The 19,290-nt window shown below is 64.0% G+C and carries 17 protein-coding genes; all 17 read right to left on the bottom strand.

Going from position 1 to position 19,290, the window contains the following annotated elements:
• Positions 1–11: 11 nt before the first annotated feature.
• Positions 12–2,975 carry a bifunctional [glutamine synthetase] adenylyltransferase/[glutamine synthetase]-adenylyl-L-tyrosine phosphorylase gene (locus tag FJ938_RS11050; protein WP_140693609.1) on the bottom strand — a complete coding sequence of 988 codons (2,964 nt, stop codon included), beginning with the start codon at positions 2,973–2,975 and terminating at the stop codon, positions 12–14.
• Positions 2,975–4,456 carry a HAMP domain-containing sensor histidine kinase gene (locus FJ938_RS11045; protein WP_140693607.1) on the bottom strand — a complete coding sequence of 494 codons (1,482 nt, stop codon included), beginning with the start codon at positions 4,454–4,456 and terminating at the stop codon, positions 2,975–2,977. The genes FJ938_RS11050 and FJ938_RS11045 overlap by 1 nt, the downstream gene beginning before the upstream one ends.
• Before the next feature lie 8 nt (positions 4,457–4,464).
• Positions 4,465–5,139 (bottom strand): response regulator transcription factor, encoded by a 675-nt coding sequence (locus FJ938_RS11040; protein ID WP_181169060.1) that lies wholly within the window; start codon positions 5,137–5,139, stop codon positions 4,465–4,467.
• Between the two features lie 366 nt (positions 5,140–5,505).
• Complete coding sequence (locus tag FJ938_RS11035) at positions 5,506–7,050, bottom strand: Do family serine endopeptidase (RefSeq protein WP_140693602.1); 1,545 nt, start codon at positions 7,048–7,050, stop codon at positions 5,506–5,508.
• A 147-nt stretch (positions 7,051–7,197) separates the two neighbouring features.
• Positions 7,198–7,665 carry a cytochrome c-type biogenesis protein gene (locus FJ938_RS11030; RefSeq protein WP_140611192.1) on the bottom strand — a complete coding sequence of 156 codons (468 nt, stop codon included), beginning with the start codon at positions 7,663–7,665 and terminating at the stop codon, positions 7,198–7,200.
• Positions 7,662–9,647: a heme lyase CcmF/NrfE family subunit gene (locus FJ938_RS11025; RefSeq protein ID WP_140693599.1), complete on the bottom strand. Its 1,986-nt coding sequence runs from the start codon at positions 9,645–9,647 to the stop codon at positions 7,662–7,664. Before FJ938_RS11025 ends, FJ938_RS11030 begins: the two co-directional genes overlap by 4 nt.
• 32 nt (positions 9,648–9,679) lie before the next feature.
• Positions 9,680–10,123 carry a cytochrome c maturation protein CcmE gene (gene ccmE, locus FJ938_RS11020; RefSeq protein ID WP_140693596.1) on the bottom strand — a complete coding sequence of 148 codons (444 nt, stop codon included), beginning with the start codon at positions 10,121–10,123 and terminating at the stop codon, positions 9,680–9,682.
• An 8-nt stretch (positions 10,124–10,131) separates the two neighbouring features.
• Positions 10,132–11,271 carry a c-type cytochrome biogenesis protein CcmI gene (ccmI, locus tag FJ938_RS11015; RefSeq protein WP_140693594.1) on the bottom strand — a complete coding sequence of 380 codons (1,140 nt, stop codon included), beginning with the start codon at positions 11,269–11,271 and terminating at the stop codon, positions 10,132–10,134.
• 128 nt (positions 11,272–11,399) lie between these two features.
• The gene (locus FJ938_RS11010) at positions 11,400–11,837 is read right to left on the bottom strand and encodes a hypothetical protein (RefSeq protein ID WP_140693591.1); all 438 of its coding nucleotides are present in this window, start codon (positions 11,835–11,837) and stop codon (positions 11,400–11,402) included.
• Positions 11,838–12,024: 187 nt separating this feature from the next.
• Positions 12,025–13,452 (bottom strand): ATP-binding protein, encoded by a 1,428-nt coding sequence (locus FJ938_RS11005; RefSeq protein WP_140693588.1) that lies wholly within the window; start codon positions 13,450–13,452, stop codon positions 12,025–12,027.
• Positions 13,436–14,101, bottom strand: a complete 666-nt coding sequence (locus FJ938_RS11000) for a response regulator transcription factor (protein WP_056563567.1) — start codon at positions 14,099–14,101, stop codon at positions 13,436–13,438. The genes FJ938_RS11005 and FJ938_RS11000 overlap by 17 nt, the downstream gene beginning before the upstream one ends.
• A gap of 72 nt (positions 14,102–14,173) precedes the next feature.
• Complete coding sequence (locus FJ938_RS10995; protein WP_140693585.1) at positions 14,174–14,473, bottom strand: hypothetical protein; 300 nt, start codon at positions 14,471–14,473, stop codon at positions 14,174–14,176.
• Positions 14,474–14,646: 173 nt separating this feature from the next.
• Complete coding sequence (locus FJ938_RS10990) at positions 14,647–15,054, bottom strand: DUF3168 domain-containing protein (RefSeq protein WP_140693582.1); 408 nt, start codon at positions 15,052–15,054, stop codon at positions 14,647–14,649.
• 167 nt (positions 15,055–15,221) lie between these two features.
• A complete protein-coding gene (locus FJ938_RS10985) occupies positions 15,222–16,025 on the bottom strand; it encodes an ABC transporter permease (RefSeq protein ID WP_140611209.1) in 804 nt (267 codons plus the stop codon).
• Positions 16,026–16,030: 5 nt separating this feature from the next.
• Positions 16,031–16,864: an ABC transporter permease gene (locus FJ938_RS10980; protein ID WP_140611211.1), complete on the bottom strand. Its 834-nt coding sequence runs from the start codon at positions 16,862–16,864 to the stop codon at positions 16,031–16,033.
• Between the two features lie 11 nt (positions 16,865–16,875).
• Entirely contained in the window at positions 16,876–17,991 is a 1,116-nt protein-coding gene (locus tag FJ938_RS10975) for an ABC transporter substrate-binding protein (RefSeq protein ID WP_140693579.1), read from the bottom strand.
• 67 nt (positions 17,992–18,058) lie between these two features.
• Entirely contained in the window at positions 18,059–19,153 is a 1,095-nt protein-coding gene (locus tag FJ938_RS10970) for an ABC transporter ATP-binding protein (protein ID WP_140693576.1), read from the bottom strand.
• Positions 19,154–19,290: the final 137 nt, after the last annotated feature.

The following is a 19,290-nucleotide window of genomic DNA, read 5'->3' as shown; positions in this document are numbered from 1 at the left end:
AAAACCTCTCGTCACGGTCGTCCGGCACGAAGCAAAAGGTCAAAGTCCTTTCTGACCTTTTGCGACGTCTCTTTGAGGTGTGCTTCCAGCACACCGAAATCCGGCAGGTCGGTGACCGCCAGAAGCAGATCCGACAGCCCCGGCGGAACGTCGTCCCGCTCGAAGGCCCCAGTGAGGCACAGCCGCGTCATCTGGGTCAGCGCCAGATAGAGGCTGTACGCATCGCCGAGTTCTTGCCTGACCCCGGCATCATCGGCGAAGCGAGGTGCCAACCGGGCCAGTATCTCGGCTGTGCCGGTCGCACGCGGCCCGGCCTCGACCTGCCCGGTGATGACAGCCACCTGGGCGATGAATTCGAGATCGATCAGTCCTCCGGGGATCAGCTTGATGTCCCAGAGGTCGCGCGGCGGCTTCTCCGTCTCGATCATGGCCCGCATATCCCAGGCCTCGGCCTTCACCTTTGCCGCGTCGCGCGGCTGGCCAAGCACGGCGGCGACTTCCGCTTCGAGCTCGGCGCACAGGCCGGCATCGCCGGCAATGGCGCGCGCCCGCGATAGCGCCATGTGCTCCCAGGTCCAGGCTTCCTGGCGCTGGTATTTCTTGAAGGAATCGATATGGGTGGCCACGGGCCCCTTGTTGCCCGACGGCCGCAGCCGCAGGTCGAGTTCGTAGAGCACTCCCTCGGCCGTCGGCGCTGAGACGGCGGAAATGAGCCTCTGCGTCATTCGGGTGTAGTAGTGCGAGGGGGCCAGCGGCCTTTCCCCGTCCGATTCGTCAGCATCCGCATCGTGGTCGTAAAGCAGGATGAGGTCGACATCCGACCCCGCGGTCAATTCGCGGCTGCCGAGCTTGCCCATGCCGAGCAGCGCAACCACGCCGCCGGCGATCGTGCCGTGGTGCACCGCGAATTCGGCGATGACCGCCCGCAGGGCTGCCTCGATGGTGAGGTCCGCGAGATCGGAAAAGGCGCGGCCGGCCCGGGCCGGATCGATCGAGCCGGCAAGCAGCCGCACACCGATCAGGAACTTTTGCTCCGAGGCAAAGATGCGCAGCCGGTCGAGCACCTCCTCATAGGCCCTGTCGCCTTCGAGGAAGGCGGACAGCCGCGCCGAAAGATAGGCACGGTCGGGGAGCTCGGTCAGGAGGGCGGGGTCGAGCAGGCCGTCGAAGACGTGAGGCCGGCGCGTGATGATCGCCGCCAGCCGGGGCGCGGCGCCCATGATTGTCGCCATCAGCTTGAGCAAGGCCGGATTGGACTGCAGCAGAGAAAACAGCTGGATGCCGGCTGGCAGGCCGGCAAGGAACTCGTCGAAGCGGACCAATGCCTCGTCCGCGCGACGCGTCTGGCCGAAGGCCTTGAGCAAGGCCGGTGTCAGTTCCGTCAGCCGCTCACGCGCCTCGGCCGACTGGGTGACGCGATAGCGCCCGAAATGCCATCCGCGGATGACACGGCAGATGTCACTCGGCCGCTGGAAGCCGAGGCCGTGCAAGGTGCGCAGTGTATCGGGGTCGTCCACGTCGCCGGTGAAGACCAGATTGCCGATGCCCGCCGAAAGCTCCGGCGCGGTCTCGAACAGCGCCGCATAGTGGCGTTCGACCTGCTGCAGAGAGGCGCGGAACGCTCCGGCAAATCCGGCCGCATCGGCAAAGCCCAGCATGCGGGCTATCCGCTCCAGCCCTTCATCGTCTTCGGGCAGCGTGTGCGTCTGCTCGTCCGCCACCATCTGGACGGCGTGCTCGACGCGGCGCAGGAACCAGTATTGGCGGGCAAGCGCGTCACGCGCATCGGCGGTGATCCAGCTGCGCGCGGCAAGCTGGCCGAGCATCGGCACGGTCTCACGGCCACGCAGTTCCGGGAACCGGCCGCCGGCGATGAGCTGCTGGGTCTGGACGAAGAACTCGATCTCGCGGATGCCACCGCGGCCGAGCTTGACGTTGTGACCCTTCACGGCGATCTCGCCATGGCCCTTGTGGGCGTGGATCTGGCGCTTGATCGAATGGACGTCGGCAATCGCAGCGTAATCCATGTATTTGCGCCAGATGTAGGGCTGCAACTCCTTGAGAAAGGCAGCGCCCGCGGCCAGATCGCCGGCCACCGGACGGGCCTTGATCATGGCGGCACGTTCCCAGTTCTGGCCGCGTGCTTCGTAGTAACGCAGCGCGGCTTCAACGGGGATCGCGAGCGGAGTCGAACCCGGATCCGGGCGCAGCCTGAGATCCGTGCGGAAGACATAGCCGTGCTCTGTGCGGTCCTGCAGAATGCGCACCAGCCGTCGCGTCAGGCGCGAAAACAGCTCCGTGGCGTCGAGCGGATCGACCACGGCGGCCGCTTCAGGATCGAAGAAAACGACGAGATCGATGTCGGAGGAGAAATTCAGCTCATGCGCGCCGAGCTTGCCCATGCCGAGCAGGATCCAGCCGGACTGCTGCGACGGGTTGCCGAGGTCCGGCAGCTTGAGCTTGCCCTGGGCATGCACGTCCCGCAGCAGGAAGTCCACCGCCGCACGGGTGCAAGCTTCGGCAAGATCGCTCAGCCGCCGCACCGTCAGCGACGTTTCGGCTTCACCTGAGAGATCGGCGAGCGCGATCAGGAAATGCGCCTCAGCCTTGCATTGGCGCAGCGCCATCATCAGGCTGGATTCGGAAACCGCCTCGGCCAGCGGCGCCTGATCGATCGCCGTGGTGATCGCTTTCAGGCGAGCCTCGATCGGCTGGTCGAACAGACCGTCCAGGATCTGCGGCCGGCGTCGCGCCGTATCGCGCAGGAATGGCGAGAGGTCGAAGACAGCGGCCAGAAAAGCCTGGCCCTCCCCGATGCCGCCCAGAAACCCGGCCAGCCGCGCCAGCCCTTCTTCGCGTGCCACGGCGGCAACTTCGGCCAGTTCCTGTCGGGCCCGGCCTTCGTCGAGAGGGACAAGCCCAATCGACGGCTTCAGCAGCAAGTCCGTGAGCCTCCGTTTCGCAACCGCAGCCATCAGTGATCCTCCCGTGCGGGGAAACTCATGACCACGGACAGTCCCGGATTTCCAGACAGAAGATCAAGCCTTCCAGAGTGGAATGTCATGACCGCCTTGGCGAGGCTCAGGCCGAGGCCGGAGCCGGGCTGCGAGCGGCTCTTCTCCAGCCGCACGAAACGTTCGGTCACCCGGGCTCGATCGGCGTCATCCGGAATGCCCTGCCCGTTGTCGGCGACACAAAGCCTGATTTCGCCATGCGTGCGCTCGAGCGTCACACGGACCGCCGGCTTGGACGTCGAGTCGGTCGAATATTTGATCGCGTTGTCGACGACGTTGGACAGCGCCTGGCCGATCAGTTCGCGATTGCCGTTGACGACAAAGGCGCCGTTCACCTCGGCTTCGAGGGAAACGCCGGCCTCCTCCGCCACCGGTTCGTAGAGTTCGACGACATCGCGCACCGCCGCCGCCAGATCGACGCGGTTGGTGTGCTCCGAAGAATAGCCCGCCTCCAACCTGGAGATCATCAGGATGGCATTGAAGGTCTTTATGAGTTGGTCGGACTCGGTGATGGTGCCTTCCAGCGCCTGGCGATAATCGGCAGGCTTGTTCTTGCTGGAAAGTGTTGCTTCGGCCCTGTTGCGCAGCCGGGTCAGCGGCGTCTTCAAATCATGCGCGATATTATCGGATACCTGCTTCAGGCCCTCGTTGAGCGTGGCGATCCTGGCCAGCATGGCGTTGAGGTTTTCCGAAAGCCTGTCGAACTCGTCGCCGGCCCCGGTCACCGGCAGCCGGCCGGAGAGATCACCGCCCATGATGCGGCGGCTGGCCTCCGAAACACCGTCGATGCGCTTCAGCGCGGTGCGGCCGACAAAGAACCAGATCAAGATGCCGCCCAGGCCCATCATGCCAAGCGCCAACGTCAGCGCGCGGCGGATGACGGCGCGAAAGCGCTCCGGTTCGCCAAGATCGCGGCCAACCAGCATGATCATCTGATTGGGCAGCCGTAGCACCAGCGCGATGGCGTTATGACCTTTCTCGCCTTCGGTCTGCGGCGCCGCGTTCTCGCCGGTTGAAGGAGACGTCGTCTGATCGGACGTTCCGCTGCGCAGGCGGTCGAGCTCGCCTTCGCCGAAGCGCTTGTAGGAGAAGGGCTGGGTTGTCCAGCCTTCGGTGTCGATCACCCCCGGTTCCAGGCTCTGCACATTGCCGGTCAGTATCTGGCCATTGGCGTCGGCGATCAGATAGAGGTTGGCGCCGGGCTGTCGGGAGCGTGCCTCGACCACGCGCACCAGTACCGGCAGACCACCGCGCTGATACGCGCGGGCGAGACCAAGCACTTCGTCGTTGATGGTCTCCTGCGTCTGCGTCGTCAGCATGCGTGCCGACAGTGAGGTCATGTAGAAAACGAGCAGCACGGCGCAAAGCGCGAACAGCAGAAGATAGAGCGCCGAAAGCCGCGCGGCCGTCGTCTTCATGATGGCGGGCACGGAAAGGGCCATGCTGCCGCCTAGCCGCCCTTCAGCATGTAGCCTGCGCCGCGAACCGTATGCAGGATGGGCTTGTCGAAGCCTTTTTCAATCTTGCCCCGTAGCCGCGACACATGAACGTCGATGACATTGGTCTGCGGATCGAAATGGTAATCCCAGACATTTTCGAGCAGCATGGTGCGCGTCACCACCTGGCCGGCATGGCGCATCAGATATTCGAGCAGGCGGAATTCGCGCGGCTGCAGCGTGATCTCACGCGCCGCCCGGCGGACCGAATGCGACAGCCGGTCGAGTTCAAGGTCGCCCACCCGGTAGACAGTTTCGGCCTCCTTGGCGCTGGCGCGGCGGTTCAGCACCTCGACGCGGGCCAGAAGTTCGGAGAATGCATAGGGCTTGGTCAGATAATCGTCGCCGCCGGCGCGCAAGCCGGTGACCCTGTCATCGACCTCTCCCAGCGCCGACAGGATCAGCACCGGCGTGGTGTTGCCCCTTGAGCGCAGCCCGGCGATGACCGAAAGGCCGTCACGACGCGGCATCATCCGGTCGATGACCATCACGTCATAATCGCCGGCGTCGGCAAGCGCGAAGCCGGTCTCGCCGTCACCGGCGACATGCACCGTATGACCGGCTTCGGTAAAGGCTTTCTGCAGATAATCCGCAGCCTCCCGATCATCTTCTATGACGAGAATCTTCATAGGATCGTTATACGCGATTTCGCTGGAAGGTTGAGTAGCCGGCATGTGCATTCAGCCTTTGCCTAAGCGCATCGAGATCAAGACGACCCAGGGGCGCGCAATGAAATCCTTGTTGTCCGGCGTCGTTACGCCGGACATGCCAAGTCCCCCGATATGCCAAATCCCGGACGTCTTGCTCCAAAGTCACGCGCTAGCGGATCGGGCGCGGCGGCACGCTTCCGAAAAGCTGACAATGGGCGCGGCAGCGGGCGATGGGAAGCCCGCTGCCGCTGGAGGAGAGCACGATGACTGACTACGTACCCGGCTCCATGCTTTCCCATGCGGTGGCTCGGGGGTGTTGAAACCGCCGCATTGGAAAAGTCGTTTTCAGCCCTTGGCGACCGGCAGCGCGACGAAGCGGTTGTTGTCGTCACGGGTGATCTGCATCAGCACCGCCTTGCGTCCGGATTTCACCGCTTCGGTCATCGCCTTGCTGACGTCCTCGGTACCGTTCACTTCGGTCGAGTTGACCGCGGTGATGACGTCGCCAGGCTGGATGCCGCGGTCAGCGGCATCGCTGTTTGGATCGACGTCGGTCACCACCAAACCCTTGCCGTTTTCCGACTTGGTGACGGTCAGGCCGAGATCGGCCAGCGTGTCGGGCTTTGCCGGAGCGGCGGGCTGCTGCTGCTGGTCGTTCGAAGCTTGCTTGTCGGTGGCCGGCAGCTTGCCGAGATCGACCTTGACCGTCTGGCTCTTGCCGTCGCGCCACACGGTGACATCGACAGACTTGCCCGGCGAATAGGCACCGATCAGGCGGGCCAGTTCCTTCGGCGACGCAACGTCCTTGCCGTCGACCTGGGTGATGACGTCACCAGCGGCAATGCCGGCCTTCTTGCCGGGGCCATTGTCCTGGGCGCTGGACACCAAGGCGCCATTGTTGGATTTCAGGCCGAGCGATTCGGCGATGTCCGACGTGACCGGCTGGATCTCGACACCAAGCCAGCCGCGTTGCACGGTGCCGCTCTTCATCAGATCGTCGACGACCTGCTTGGCGGTCGAGGCGGGAATGTCGAAGGCGATGCCGACGCTGCCGCCGGAGGGCGAGAAGATAGCCGTGTTGATGCCGACCACCTGGCCGTTGAGATTGAAGGTCGGACCACCCGAATTGCCGCGGTTGACCGAGGCATCGATCTGGAGGAAATCGTCGTAGGGGCCGGCGCCGATGTCACGGCCGCGCGCCGACACGATGCCGGCGGTGACGGTGCCACCGAGACCGAACGGATTGCCGACGGCCACGACCCAGTCGCCGACGCGAACCTTGGCATCGTCGGCGAAGTCGACATAGGTGAACTTGCCGCCGCCTTCGACCTTGAGCACTGCGAGATCGGTGCGCGGATCGGTGCCGATCAGCTTGGCGTCGAGTTCCTTGCCGTCATTGGTCACCACGGTGAAAGCGGTGCCCTCTTCGACGACGTGGTTGTTGGTGACGAGATAGCCGTCCTCGGAGATGAAGAAGCCGGAACCCTGAGCCACCGGACGCGGTTGGTCATTGTTGCGGTGCCCGAAGCGGCGGTGCCCTTCGTCGTTCTGACCACCCTGGTCGCCAAAGCCGCGGAACTCCTTGAAGAAGCGGCGCAGTTGCGGATTGTTGGGAAGATTGTCGAAACCGTCCTGACCGTCGGAGCCGTCGTCCGCAGTCGACTGCACCTTCGCCTTGACCTTGACGCTGACCACGGCGGGCGAAACGCGCTCCACGACATCGGCGAAGCTCGGAACCTGCGGGGCCTCGACGCGCACCGCGTCGGCCAGAACAGGGCTCGTTCCGCTGGTCAGCGCGCCAACGCCGATCGCGCCGGCAACCGCAACGGACGCGACGGCAGCCAGAAGACGCTTGCGGGTGCGGGAATATGAATTGGGGGCAATATTCATGGGTCTTTCATCCTCTTTCAAAGGGACGCGCCTTGATCGGCATCCTCAAGAAGGAGAATTAGAGCGGCGCACATTACAACGCCATTTCCGACGCATGAAACTTTGGTAATGTTGGCGGGCTGCCTGGCGGCCAGACGACCTTGCCTGTCAGTCGCGGCGCAGGATCGCGTCCAGCGCTGCCTGTTCGTCGGCCGAGAGGGATTTTGTCGCCAGCTTCCGACGCGAGCGGGCGTTCAGCGCGATAAACATGCCGCCCACCAGGAGCAAAAGAACAGGCGTGCCCCAAAGCAGCGCGTTGCGCAGGTCGAAGCGAGGCTTCAACAGCACGAACTCGCCGTAGCGCGAAACCACATAGTCCATCACCTGCTGGTCGCTATCGCCGGCGACGAGGCGCTGGCGCACCAGGATGCGCAGGTCGCGGGCAAGGTCTGCATCGGACTCATCGATCGACTGGTTCTGGCAGACCATGCAGCGCAGGCCTTCCGACAGAGCCCGGGCCCTCGTCTCGAGCGCCGGATCGGCCAGCATCTCGTCGGGCTTCACCGCGTGCGCGGCACCGGCGAAGAGCAGTGCCAGCAGCAGGACAATCGAGGTCAGGGAAAGCCTGGGCTTCATGGCAGGCCCGCCGGCGCCACCGCCTGCTTGCGACGCCGCGAGGGCGCGCCGACGCGCAGGCGTCTGTCCATCAGCGACATGCCCGCACCCGCCATCATCATCAGGCCGCCGCCCCAGATCAGCGTCACCAGCGGTTTCCACCACAGGCGCACCACGACCGAACCGTCCTTGCCTTCGTCGCCGAGCGAGATGTAGAGCTGGGAAAGACCGAGCGTCTTGATGCCGGACTCGGTCGTCGTCGTCTGCCGGACCGGGTAGAAACGCTTGGCGGAACTGATTTCGCCGACAGCGCTGCCACTGATGCCGATCAGTTCGAAACGGCCGCGATCCTCGCTGTAGTTTGGCCCCTGCGCCGGATAAAGCCCGACGAAACGCAGCGTATGGCCTGACAATTCCACGGTCTCGCCGGCACGCATCGTCAGGATCTTCTCGGTACCGAAGGAGAGCGTGGCGACGATGCCGAGCAAAGTCAGGCCGAGGCCGAGATGGGCCAATGCCGTGCCGAACACCGAGCGCGGCAGGCCGGCGAGGCGCCTGACCATAACGGCCGGGGCAACCGATCCAACGCCCGACTTGACGGCAAGGTCGGTGAGCGCGCCGGCGACCAGCCAGACGGCAAGACCGATGCCGAGTGCGGCGAATACCGACGCCCCGTCGATGAACAGACCGGTGACCAGCATCGCCGCCAGCGCCAGGGCGAAGGCGGCCATCAGGCGCTGCGACGCGGCGATGACGTCGCCGCGCTTCCAGGCCAGCAGCGGCCCGAGCGGCACGAGGACCAGAAGCGGCAGCATCAATGGGCCGAAAGTCAGATCGAAGAACGGCGCGCCGACCGAGATCTTGTCGCCTGTGAGTGCCTCCAATGCCAGCGGATAGAGCGTGCCGACCAGCACGGTGGCGGTCGCCGTGGTCAGGAATAGATTGTTGAGCACGAGCGCGCCTTCGCGCGAGATCGGGTGGAACAGGCCGCCGGCCGTCAACCTCGAGGCACGCAGCGCAAACAGCGCCAGCGAGCCGCCGATGAACAGCGTCAGGATACACAGGATGAAGACGCCACGCGTCGGATCGGTGGCAAAGGCATGCACTGAAGTGAGCACGCCCGAACGCACCAGGAACGTGCCGAGCAGCGACAGCGAGAAGGTGAGGATGGCGAGCAGCAGCGTCCAGATCTTCAAGGCCGAGCGCTTTTCCATGACGATGGCCGAATGCAAAAGCGCGGTGCCCGCTAGCCACGGCATGAAAGAGGCGTTCTCGACCGGATCCCAGAACCAGAAGCCGCCCCAGCCGAGTTCGTAATAGGCCCAGTATGATCCCATGGCGATGCCGCCGGTCAGGAACATCCAGGCGACCAGCGTCCACGGCCGCACCCAACGCGCCCAGGAGGCGTCGATGCGGCCCTCGATGAGGGCAGCGACCGAGAAGGAAAAGCAGATCGAGAAACCGACATAGCCGAGATAGAGCAGCGGCGGATGGATGGCGAGGCCGAGATCCTGCAGGACCGGGTTGAGGTCGCGACCCTCGATCGGCGCTGGATTCAGCCGGATGAAAGGATTGGACGTGACCAGGATGAAGAGGAAGAAGGCGGCACCGATCGCGCCCTGAACGGCAAGCACGTTGGCGCGCAGCGTGGCTGGCAGATTCGAGCCGAAAGCTGCGACAAGCGCGCCGAAGAAGGTCAGGATCAGCACCCAGAGCAGCATCGAGCCTTCGTGATTGCCCCAGGTTCCGGTGATCTTGTAGATCAGCGGCTGCAGCGAATGCGAGTTTTCCCAGACGTTCGCCACCGAGAAATCGGAGTTCGCGTAGGCACTCGCAAATGCTGCGAAGGACAGCGCCGTCAGCGCAAAGCCGGTCACCGCGACGGGGCCGCCGACGGCCATCAGGCGCTGGTTGTTCAGGCGCGCGCCAAAGAGCGGCACGATCGTCTGCACCAAGGAAAGCGCAAACGCCAGGACCAGGGCGAAATGTCCGGTTTCAACCATGCGCGCAGTTCACTCTTGCTCTGCTGCCGGAGCTACTCACTCTTGCTCTCCTGCCACACACCTTTGGCCTTGAGGCCGTCGGCAACTTCCTTGGGCATGTAACGCTCATCATGCTTGGCCAGAACGCTATCGGCAACGAATACGCCATCCGGACCGAAGGTGCCCTCGGTGATGACGCCCTGCTCTTCACGGAAGAGGTCAGGCAGGATGCCGGTATAGGTGACCTTGACCGATCTATGCGTGTCGGTGACTGAAAAGGCGACGGTCGCGCCCTGCCCGCGCTGGATCGTGCCTTTTTCGACCAGCCCCCCCAGCCTGATGCGCTGGCCGGGCTGGACGCTGGCGGTGGTGAGATCGGCCGGCATGTAGAAATAGGAGGCCTTCTGGCCAAGCGCGTAGAAGGTCAGTCCCGTGGCGGCGGCCAGGAAAGCCAATCCTCCCAAGATGACCGACAATCGTTTCTGCTTGCGTGTCATGACACGTTCTACTCCGTCGCCGTCAGGCCGAGCGACGCGGCAAAGGCGGTGAATTTCTTGGCCTCGTCACTGCCGGCGCCAAAGACGGCGATGGCGCGCCCCAGAGCATCGCGCGCCTGATCGGCCTTGCCCAGCACAACGTAGGAACGAGCGAGCCGCATCCATCCTTCCGCGTCACGCGGATTTTGACGCAATTTCTCGTCGAGGCTTGCGACCATCGTGTTGATCATCGCTTCCCGATCCTGCGGCGACATGGAGGACGCGGCGTCGATCTCCGCGGCATCAGGGCCTTTCGCGGCGGCGCTGGAAGCAACTTCAGGCGTGCCGGATTTGGCCAGTGCCTGTTCGACCGCGCCGCGCCATGGCGAATCCGGTGGCAACGTGCCCAGCATCGCCTGCCAAGCCGTGATCGCCTCCTTGTTGCGCCCCTCCTGCGCCAAAGCCATGGCGAGATAGAAGCGGGCCTTCGCATTGGCCGGATCGAGCTTCAGCGCCGCCTCGAAGGCATCCTGGGCATCGGCGGAAACAACGCCACCGGCTGCACCGGCGACTGCCTCGCCAAGGCCGGCCTGGCGGACGGCGCTGTCGCCGTCGAGGCGGATGGCGTTGCGGTAGGCGGCCACCGCGTCGGAAAAGCGCTGCATGCGCAGATAGACCGGGGCCAGAACCTCCCATCCCCTGCCATCGGAAGGATTGGCGGCAAGGTGGGCTTCGGCCCGTGCCACCAATTCGTCGACCGAACTGTCGGCCGGATTCTTGGTCAGCCGCTCGCCGAGCGGCTGCGATGGCAGGTCGGGCGAACCGATCTGGCTGTAAAGACCCCAGCTGACCAGCGGCACCGCCAGCACGGCCATGGTCGCGATCAGCCTTGCCGTGACGGACGTCTGCCTGTCTGATGTCTTGCCGGCTCGATCCGCACTGTCGAGGCGAAGGATGCGGCGCGCGATCTCGGCGCGCGCTTCGGCCGCTTCCGCCGGCTGGATCAAGCCACGCGCGGCGTCGCGGTCAAGCTCGGACAATTGATCGCGATAGACTTCCAGATCGTGGTCGCCGCTCGACGACGCGCCCCTGGACCCGCCGGCCAGCGGCAGCAGCACCGCCAGGCTCGCACCCAGCGTCAGTATTGCAGCTATGACCCAGAACAGCATGGTTCTTCCAATAACGGCAGAGCCGTGCCCTGCCAACACAGACATCCTGCGACGCTTTGACGGCAAGCGCGCCGAATGTCCTTGATCGACATCAACCGGCCGGCTTCCCACCGGGGCCGGTCGGGATATCAGGTCAGCGGTGTCCAGCTGCCGTCGGCATTGCGGCATGCTGTTCCGTGGGCCGTGACGCCCGCTCCGCCGGTGAAGACGGTCTGCGTGTACTGGCGGCAGTCCTGCGAGCCGACCCGATAGGGTTGGGCTGGAACCACCTCCCCATAATGCGAAGCCTGATCACCCTTCCACGTCACCTTCTGACCGCTCGTCGTGTATTCGAGCGCCTTGTATTCTGCCTCCAGCGCGCTGCGCTTCTCCGCGTCGCTGAGGCTATTGCCGATCGACCCGCCGACGAGGCCGCCGCCCATCGCCGAAATGATCGACTTGGTGACCTTGCCGGCCGACGGAGGCGTCGAGGCTGGCGTCGGCGCGACAGTAGGACCCTTGCTGCTCAAGGTGGTGCAGCCGGATACGGCCAGCAGTGCGGAAACAAGCGCGACGCGAATCTTCATGCCAACAACCGGTTCTCTTGAGTTGGAGCCTGCCATGGATGCGCCGGGGGCCGCGTCATCGGAGAAGTGGGCGTGGCCATAGCGTTGATATTTGTCGGAAATTTGGCCACTGCCGGCCACTCCGGGATCAATCGATACGCCGCCATACCATGCGCCGCCCATCGGTGTCGATTGGCCATGGAAAGCATCACTGAAGGCTCCGCAATCGCACCGCCGCCTTCAATCCGCCCATGCCGGACCGTTCCAGCGCCAGGACGCCGCCATACTCGTTCACAAGGTCGGCGACAATGGCGAGGCCCAGACCTGTCCCGGGCTTTGTCTCATCGAGGCGGCGTCCCCGCTTCAGGGCTTCGCGCGCCTTGTCCTCGGGGATGCCCGGCCCGTCATCCTCGATGCTGATCTCGAACAGGCTCTCATCCTTGCTGACCAAGGGCACGACCGAGACCGCGACGGCATTCTTCGCCCATTTCATCGCATTTTCGAGAAGATTGCCGAGCAGTTCCTCGAGGTCCTCGCGCTCGCCGGCAAAGACGATCTCGGTGGCCGGCAGCGACAGCGACAGGCTGGTCCGCGGGTTGAGCTTCTGCAGAACCCGCACTATGCGCTGCACCAGCGGCGCCACCGGCGTGCGATAGACGACGCTGTCGCGTTGCGCCGCGACGCGGGCGCGCTGCAGGTAATGGTCGACCTGCATCTGCATGGAAGCGGCCTGCTCGGTGATCAATTGTCCCTTGGCGCCGCCAAGCGCGCGGCCTTCGTTGAGCAGCACCGCGAGCGGCGTCTTCAGCGAGTGGGCGAGATTGCCGACCTGGGTTCGCGAACGCTCGACAATGCGTTTGTTGTTTTCGATCAAGGCATTGGTTTCGTTGGCTAATGGTTCGATCTCGGCCGGGAAGCGGCCGTCAAGCCTCTGCGCGGTGCCCTCGCGCACCATGGCAAGGGCGTTGCGGACTCTGCGTAGCGGTTGCAGGCCGAGCAGGATGGCGATTGCGTTGATGGCGATCATGCCGATGCCGAACAGGCTGAGATAGGTCAGCAAGCGGCGCTGGAAGGTGCTTATCTCCTGCTCCAGTTCGGTCTTGTTGCCCATGACGCGGAAGCGCGCGGCGCGGTTCTTCGCATCGAGGACGAACTCGCTCTCGAACACCACCAGTTGCTCGCCGTCGATGCCTTCGGCCGCATAGCTGCGCTGGAAGCTGGCGTTGAACGGCACTTCAGCAACGCTCGGCGACGGGATCGATGTGGTCATCGAGGACGAATGAAGGTCGCCATGCACGCCTTCCGAAGCGGGCTCGACCGACCAGTACCAGCCCGAATTCGGCTCCGAGAACCTGAGGTCGCCGAGGTCGGGAGCGCCGGTGAGAGCGCCGGTGTCGGAAACACCGACGGAGCCGATCAGGTTGAACAGATGCGCCGAAAGCAGGCTGTCAAAACCGCGTTCGCTGGCCTGGCGATAGAGCGTGGTGATCAGGGTGAAGATGACGACAAGGGTCAGGATCGCCCACACGGTGGAAAAGGCGATCACGCGGAACGTCAGCGAACGCGGCCACAAACGCAGCGAAAGCGGCGTCCTTGCGGTTGGTTTGAGCGGTTCCGAGTTACGCCTCCGGCTCACGCATGCGGTAGCCCATACCGCGTACGGTTTCGATCATGTCGATGCCCATCTTCTTGCGCAACCGCCCGACAAAGACTTCGATGGTGTTGGAATCGCGGTCGAAATCCTGATCATAGAGATGTTCGACCAGTTCGGTCCGCGATACGACTTCGCCCATATGGTGCATCAGATAGGCAAGCAGGCGGAATTCATGCGAGGTCAGCTTCAGCGGCACCCCGTCGACATCGGCCTTCGAGGCCTTGGTGTCGAGGCGCAGCGGCCCGCATGTCAGTTCGGACGAGGCGTGGCCCGCGGCGCGGCGGATCAAGGCCCTGACCCTCGCCAGCACCTCCTCGATATGGAACGGCTTGGTGACATAGTCGTCGGCGCCGGCGTCGATGCCGGAGACCTTGTCGCTCCAACGGTCGCGCGCGGTCAGGATCAGCACCGGCATCTTGCGGCCGCCGCGACGCCAGCGCTCGACGACGCTGATGCCGTCCATCTGCGGCAGGCCGATATCGAGTACGACGGCGTCGTAAGGTTCGGTATCGCCGAGGAAATGACCTTCCTCGCCGTCGAAGGCACGGTCGACGACATAGCCGGCGTCGACCAGCGCGTCCGCTATCTGCCGGTTGAGATCCTTGTCATCCTCGACGACCAGTACGCGCATGCGGAGATCGATACCTGTTGAAGTATTCGGCTCAGATATAGGCCGATTCCCGCGGCCTGGGAAACGGCGGGGTCAGTTCTGCGGAACGACAATCTCGGAACGGCGCGGTCGCTGTCCGTCCTTGCCAGGCACCAGCACGACGATGACGCAGACCGGTTGGCCACCACGTGTCGACTGCGAGGCCTTGGCCAGCGTTCCGCCATTCTGCGAGGCCACCTGCAGGCCGATCGCGTAGCAATCCGACGCTGCCAGGACGATCGGGGTGGCCTGGTCGGGCGCGATGGCCGGCACCGCCATCGCCTGCGACGCAAACATCCCGGCGGCACAAAGCGCCAGGGTCGCGGTTCGGAAATGGGAGCGGAGCGTTTTCATGACCGGCGTTGTAACGCTTCGGTGCTGAACGTGAAATGAACGGTGATCGATACAAAAACCATGTCCGCTACACCCCTGAAACGCGCGACGACCGATCGCGATTTGGACGCCCCAACCCGACAAAATCACGGAAACGCCAGTCTAGACTCCGTTTCAGTCATATTGAAAGCGCCTCAGGCATTTTCCTGCGTCAGCGCCCGAAACCGCAGCAGCCCGTGATGCACAAGGAGCTCCTCGTCATAGCGGGCTTCGGTGAACTCAAGCGACAGCCGTGTCTGGCCGCGAGGGCCTATCACCAGCACCGCGTCGGCAAGGCGTGCCTTGATGGCGTCCATGATGGCAAGCGTTTCGGCATCGCCATGAGCTTTCGACCAGACATGCAGCGTGATCAACTGATCGTCGTTGTTTTCGACGCCCGTATCCCAGTCGAAGGCACTGGTCTGGCCACAGGTCACATACGGGAAAGCGGCGTTGTCGGCCGCCCGTTCGAGCAGACCGGCACCGCCCAGCAACGCCGACAGCGATGCATCGCTTTTCAGTCTCAGAAACAGGGCCTGCTGCAAATCGCCGGGCGCGGTCATCGTCCTTTTCCTCAAATCGTTGCGCCATCGACAATGCTTTTCCGAAGCCTGTCCATGTCTGCATGCCTTGCCAGATATAGCGGTTCGCCACGCGAAGGCGATGGCGATTCGTCACCGTGATCATGAATGCCGATGATCTCGAAAATACGACTTCGCCGGCACACCCGTCAGCGCGTGCGTAGCCTGACGATGAAGCTGCGCACCGCAAGCACCAGCACGGTGATGATGATCAGGATCACGGACAATGCAGCGATCGCCGGGTCGATATTGTCGCGCAGGCCCATCCACATCAGCCTGGGCAGCGTTATGGCGTTGACCGAAGTGATGAACAAGGTGACGCCGATCTCTTCCCAGGAGAGCACGAAGGACAGCAACGCCGCGGTGATGATGCCGAACTTGATGTTGGGCATGATGACGCGGGTGGCGCGCTCCCACACGGTGGCACCGAGGCCCCGAGCGGCTAAGTCGATGCGCCTGTCCAGTTGACTGAGCGACACCAGCATCAGCACGGTGGCGAAAGGCACCGTCATCACCGAGTGCGCCATGGCGACGCCAAGCCAGGTATCATAGCCGAAGAACGAGCTGAAACCGGAGATCGAGGTCAACAGGAAGTAGAGCGTGATCGCCGAGACCACTGGCGGCACCACCATGGGCAGCAGCACGAAGCCGACGAGCGCTGCCGTGAAGCGCGGCTGGAACATCCAGACGCCGAGACTGAAGCATAGCGCCAACACGGTGGAGAAAGCGCTGCTGACCACGCCGATCCGGATAGAGAGCAGGATCGAGTCGATCCAGCGCGGATCCTCGATCAGCGAGCGGTAGTGACGCAGCGACAGTTCACCCGTCGGCATCGCCAGCATGCGGCTTGGCGTCAGCGACACCGGGATGACAGCCAGCAGCGGCATCAGCAGAAACAGCGCCACGAAGGCGGCGATGACGAGCGAGACGGGTCCGGGACGATAGGTCGGCATCTCGGCTACACCAATTGCTTCGGCCTGATATAGCGGAACAGCAGCGCCATCAGCGCGCCGACGAACAGCACCAGCACGACGCTGATCGCAGCGCCCAGCCCCCAATCCGGGCTCTGGAAAATCCTGAGATAGATGAGTTCGGCCACCATGACGCTGCGGCCGCCGCCGAGGATCGCCGGCGTGACGAAGAAGCCCAGCGAAAAGACGAAAACGATGAGGGCCGAGCCGATGATTCCGGAGCGGGTCATCGGCACGAAGACCGACCAGAAGGTGCGCATGCGGCTGGAGCCGAGACCGCGCGCCGCCAGAAGGACGCGGTCGTCGAGGCTGCGCATGGCCGATGCCAGTGGAAAGACGGCGAAGGGGATGAGGAAATGCGTCATGCCGACGATGACGCCGAATTCATTGCGCACCAGGGTCAGCGGTTCGGAGATGAAGCCGATCGCCTGCAGCCAGGTGTTGATCAGCCCGCGATTGGAGAGCAGCGCCACCCAGCCGAAGGCGCGGGTCAGCACGGAAATCCAGAAGGGAACGAGAATGCAGAACTCGGCGATAAGGCGCTGCGCCGGCGTGCCGCGCACCCAGATAAGGGTGATGGCATAGGCGGCGGCCACCGAGGCGACCGTGACGATTGCCGCGATGCGCAGCGTCCTGACGAACACCGATTGCACCAGATCGTCGGTGAGCAGCGCGTCATACTGACCGAGCCCCGGCGTCGGCAGCGTGAAGCTCCATTTGACGACGCCAAGGAAAGGCCAAGCATAGGCCAGCACAAGGAACAGGAGCAGCGGCGCCATCAACAGCGCCGCGCCCGTCCTGTCGGAAAGAGAGGACCGCATCCCTGCCCTGATCAGGCGGAGATGATCTTGGTGTATTCGTCGAGCGCCGCCCCGTAATTCTTGGCGTACCAGTCCATGTCGAGCGGAATCTGCTTCTTCATGTTTTCCGGGTCGACAGGGTTGATGCGCTTCTTGTCGGCGGGGATCAGAGCGTCGGTGGCCGGATTAGCCGGACCCTGGCCGAGCTTGTCGAACATGATCAGCTGCTTTTGCGGATCCTGGGCGCTGGCGATGAACTTCATGGCCGCGTCCTTGCCGCCCGGATTGCCCTTGAGGACGGCAAGCGCGCCGGGCGAGATCAAGCCCTGGTCCCAGATGAACTTGATCTTGCCGCCGGAGTCCTGCTCGATCAGCGAGGCGCGTGTCGACCACACGATAGCCATCGAGGCCTCGCCGTTGAGCAGCACGCTCTGGCTCTCGGCGCCACCGCCCCAATAGGCGACGACGTTTTCCTTGAAAGCGGCGATCTTGTCATGCGCGCGCTTGAGGTCGAGCGGATAGAGCGAGGCCGGCGCGATGCCGTCGGCGAGAAGGGCAGCCTCCCAGCTCGAAACACCCCATTTGTAGAGCGAGCGCTTGCCGGGGAACTTCTTCACGTCGAAGAAATCGGCCATGCCGGTCGGCGCGTCCTTGCCGTATTTCTCGGAATCATAGGCGATGATGTAGGAGAAGAAGTAGGTCGAGGCGGCATAGTCCCAGCCGAAACCCGGCCGCATCTTCTTCTTGTCGACGACGGTGTAGTCGATCGGCTCGAGCATGCCCTGGCCGCCGAGCGTGATGGCCGAGAACGGATCGACATCGACGAGATCCCAGGTCGGCGCGCCGCTCTTGAACTGCGCCGCGATAGCGCCCTCGGTCGGGCCCGAGCCGTCCATCTTGACGACGATGCCGGTTTCCTTGGTAAAGGCCTGGCCATAGGCGGCGTCATAGGCGGTGATGGCGTCGCCGCCCCAGTTCACCAGCACCAGTTCCTTCGCGGCGGCGAAGGCACCGGTCGAGCGCAAGAGCATCGGCGTGCCGGCCAGAACAAGTGCTGCAAACTGCGTGAACTGCCGGCGCGAGATCTCGCCACGGCCTGCCCTGGCGGACAGGCTCGCGATAGCTTGTTTCTTGGTGTCGTTGGTCATGTCAGTTCCCCTTATTGTCGTTGATAGTACCGGAAAGTGGTGTGCGAACGTCTCGCCACACCGATCGTCATTGCCCTCCGTCCGGAAGGAGGAAACCCTTTTCCGCCGGCCAGGTCAGCCACACGGAATTGCCTTTGCTGAGCGCGGCGGCGGCGACTTCATTGGGCACCGACACCGTGACCTTGGCGCCTTGCCTTGTCGTCAGATCGAGCCGCGTCGCGGCGCCGAGATAGGTCGAGTTGGTTGCTGTCGCGGCGACGCCGTTCTCACCGGCCGAAGCCTCGCCGGCGATGGACATGTATTCAGGCCGGATCGCCAGTATGGCGTTCCCACCGACGGAACCGGGGTTGCCGCGCAGGCTGACGGCGCGGTCCTCGCACAGGCCGGTGGCGCCGTTGTCGGCTCGGCGCACGCCTTTCAGCGGCAACATGTTGATCTCGCCGAGGAATTCGGCGACGAAGCGGTTGGCCGGCCGGTCATAGACCTCGTCCGGCGCGCCGACCTGCAGCAATTTACCGTGGTTGAAGATGGCGACGCGCGACGACAGCGCCAGCGCCTCGCTCTGGTCGTGGGTGACGAAAACGAAGGTGGTGCCGGTTTCCTGATGCAGGCGCTTCATCTCGGCCTGCATCTGGCCGCGCAAGCTCTTGTCCAGGGCGGAAAACGGCTCGTCGAGCAGGAGCACGCCCGGCTCGAACACCAGTGCGCGGGCAAGCGCCACGCGCTGCTGTTGGCCGCCGGAGAGCTGCGCGGGCAATTTCTTCTCGTGACCGACCAGACCGACGCGCTCGATCATCTCCCCGACGCGCTTCTTGATCTCGGCGGCTGATTTCTTGCGAACCTTGAGAGGGAAAGCGATGTTCTGCTCCACGCTCATGTGCGGGAACAGCGCGTAGCCCTGGAACACCATGCCGGCAGCGCGCTGTTCGGCCGGACGATCGGTGATGTCGGTGCCGTCGCTGAAAAGCCTGCCCTCGGTCGGCTGCACGAAGCCGGCCAGGATCATCAGGAAGGTGGTCTTGCCCGAGCCGGAGGGGCCGAGCAACGTCAGGAACTCGCCGCGACCGATATCGAGCGTCAAATTGTCCAGCGCCCGGAACGAGCCGAAGCTCTTGCCGATCCCGTTCGCCTTGATTTCCGCCGCCCGGCCGGGTTGCTGCATCCTGCCTCTTCCTCAGTCCCGGATGAAATCGTAGGCAGGCGCGCGGCTCACCGCAACCGAATAGTTTTCGCCTGATCGGCAAATTTGATTCACGTCTGGTAGATGGGCGGGTGGCGGTCGGCGGTTTCAACGCCCCG

The sequence above is a fragment of the Mesorhizobium sp. B2-4-14 genome, from assembly GCF_006442155.1.
Lineage (GTDB): Bacteria > Pseudomonadota > Alphaproteobacteria > Rhizobiales > Rhizobiaceae > Mesorhizobium.
Note: the sequence above shows the minus strand (reverse complement) of the source record. Positions and strands in the feature narration are given on the sequence as shown.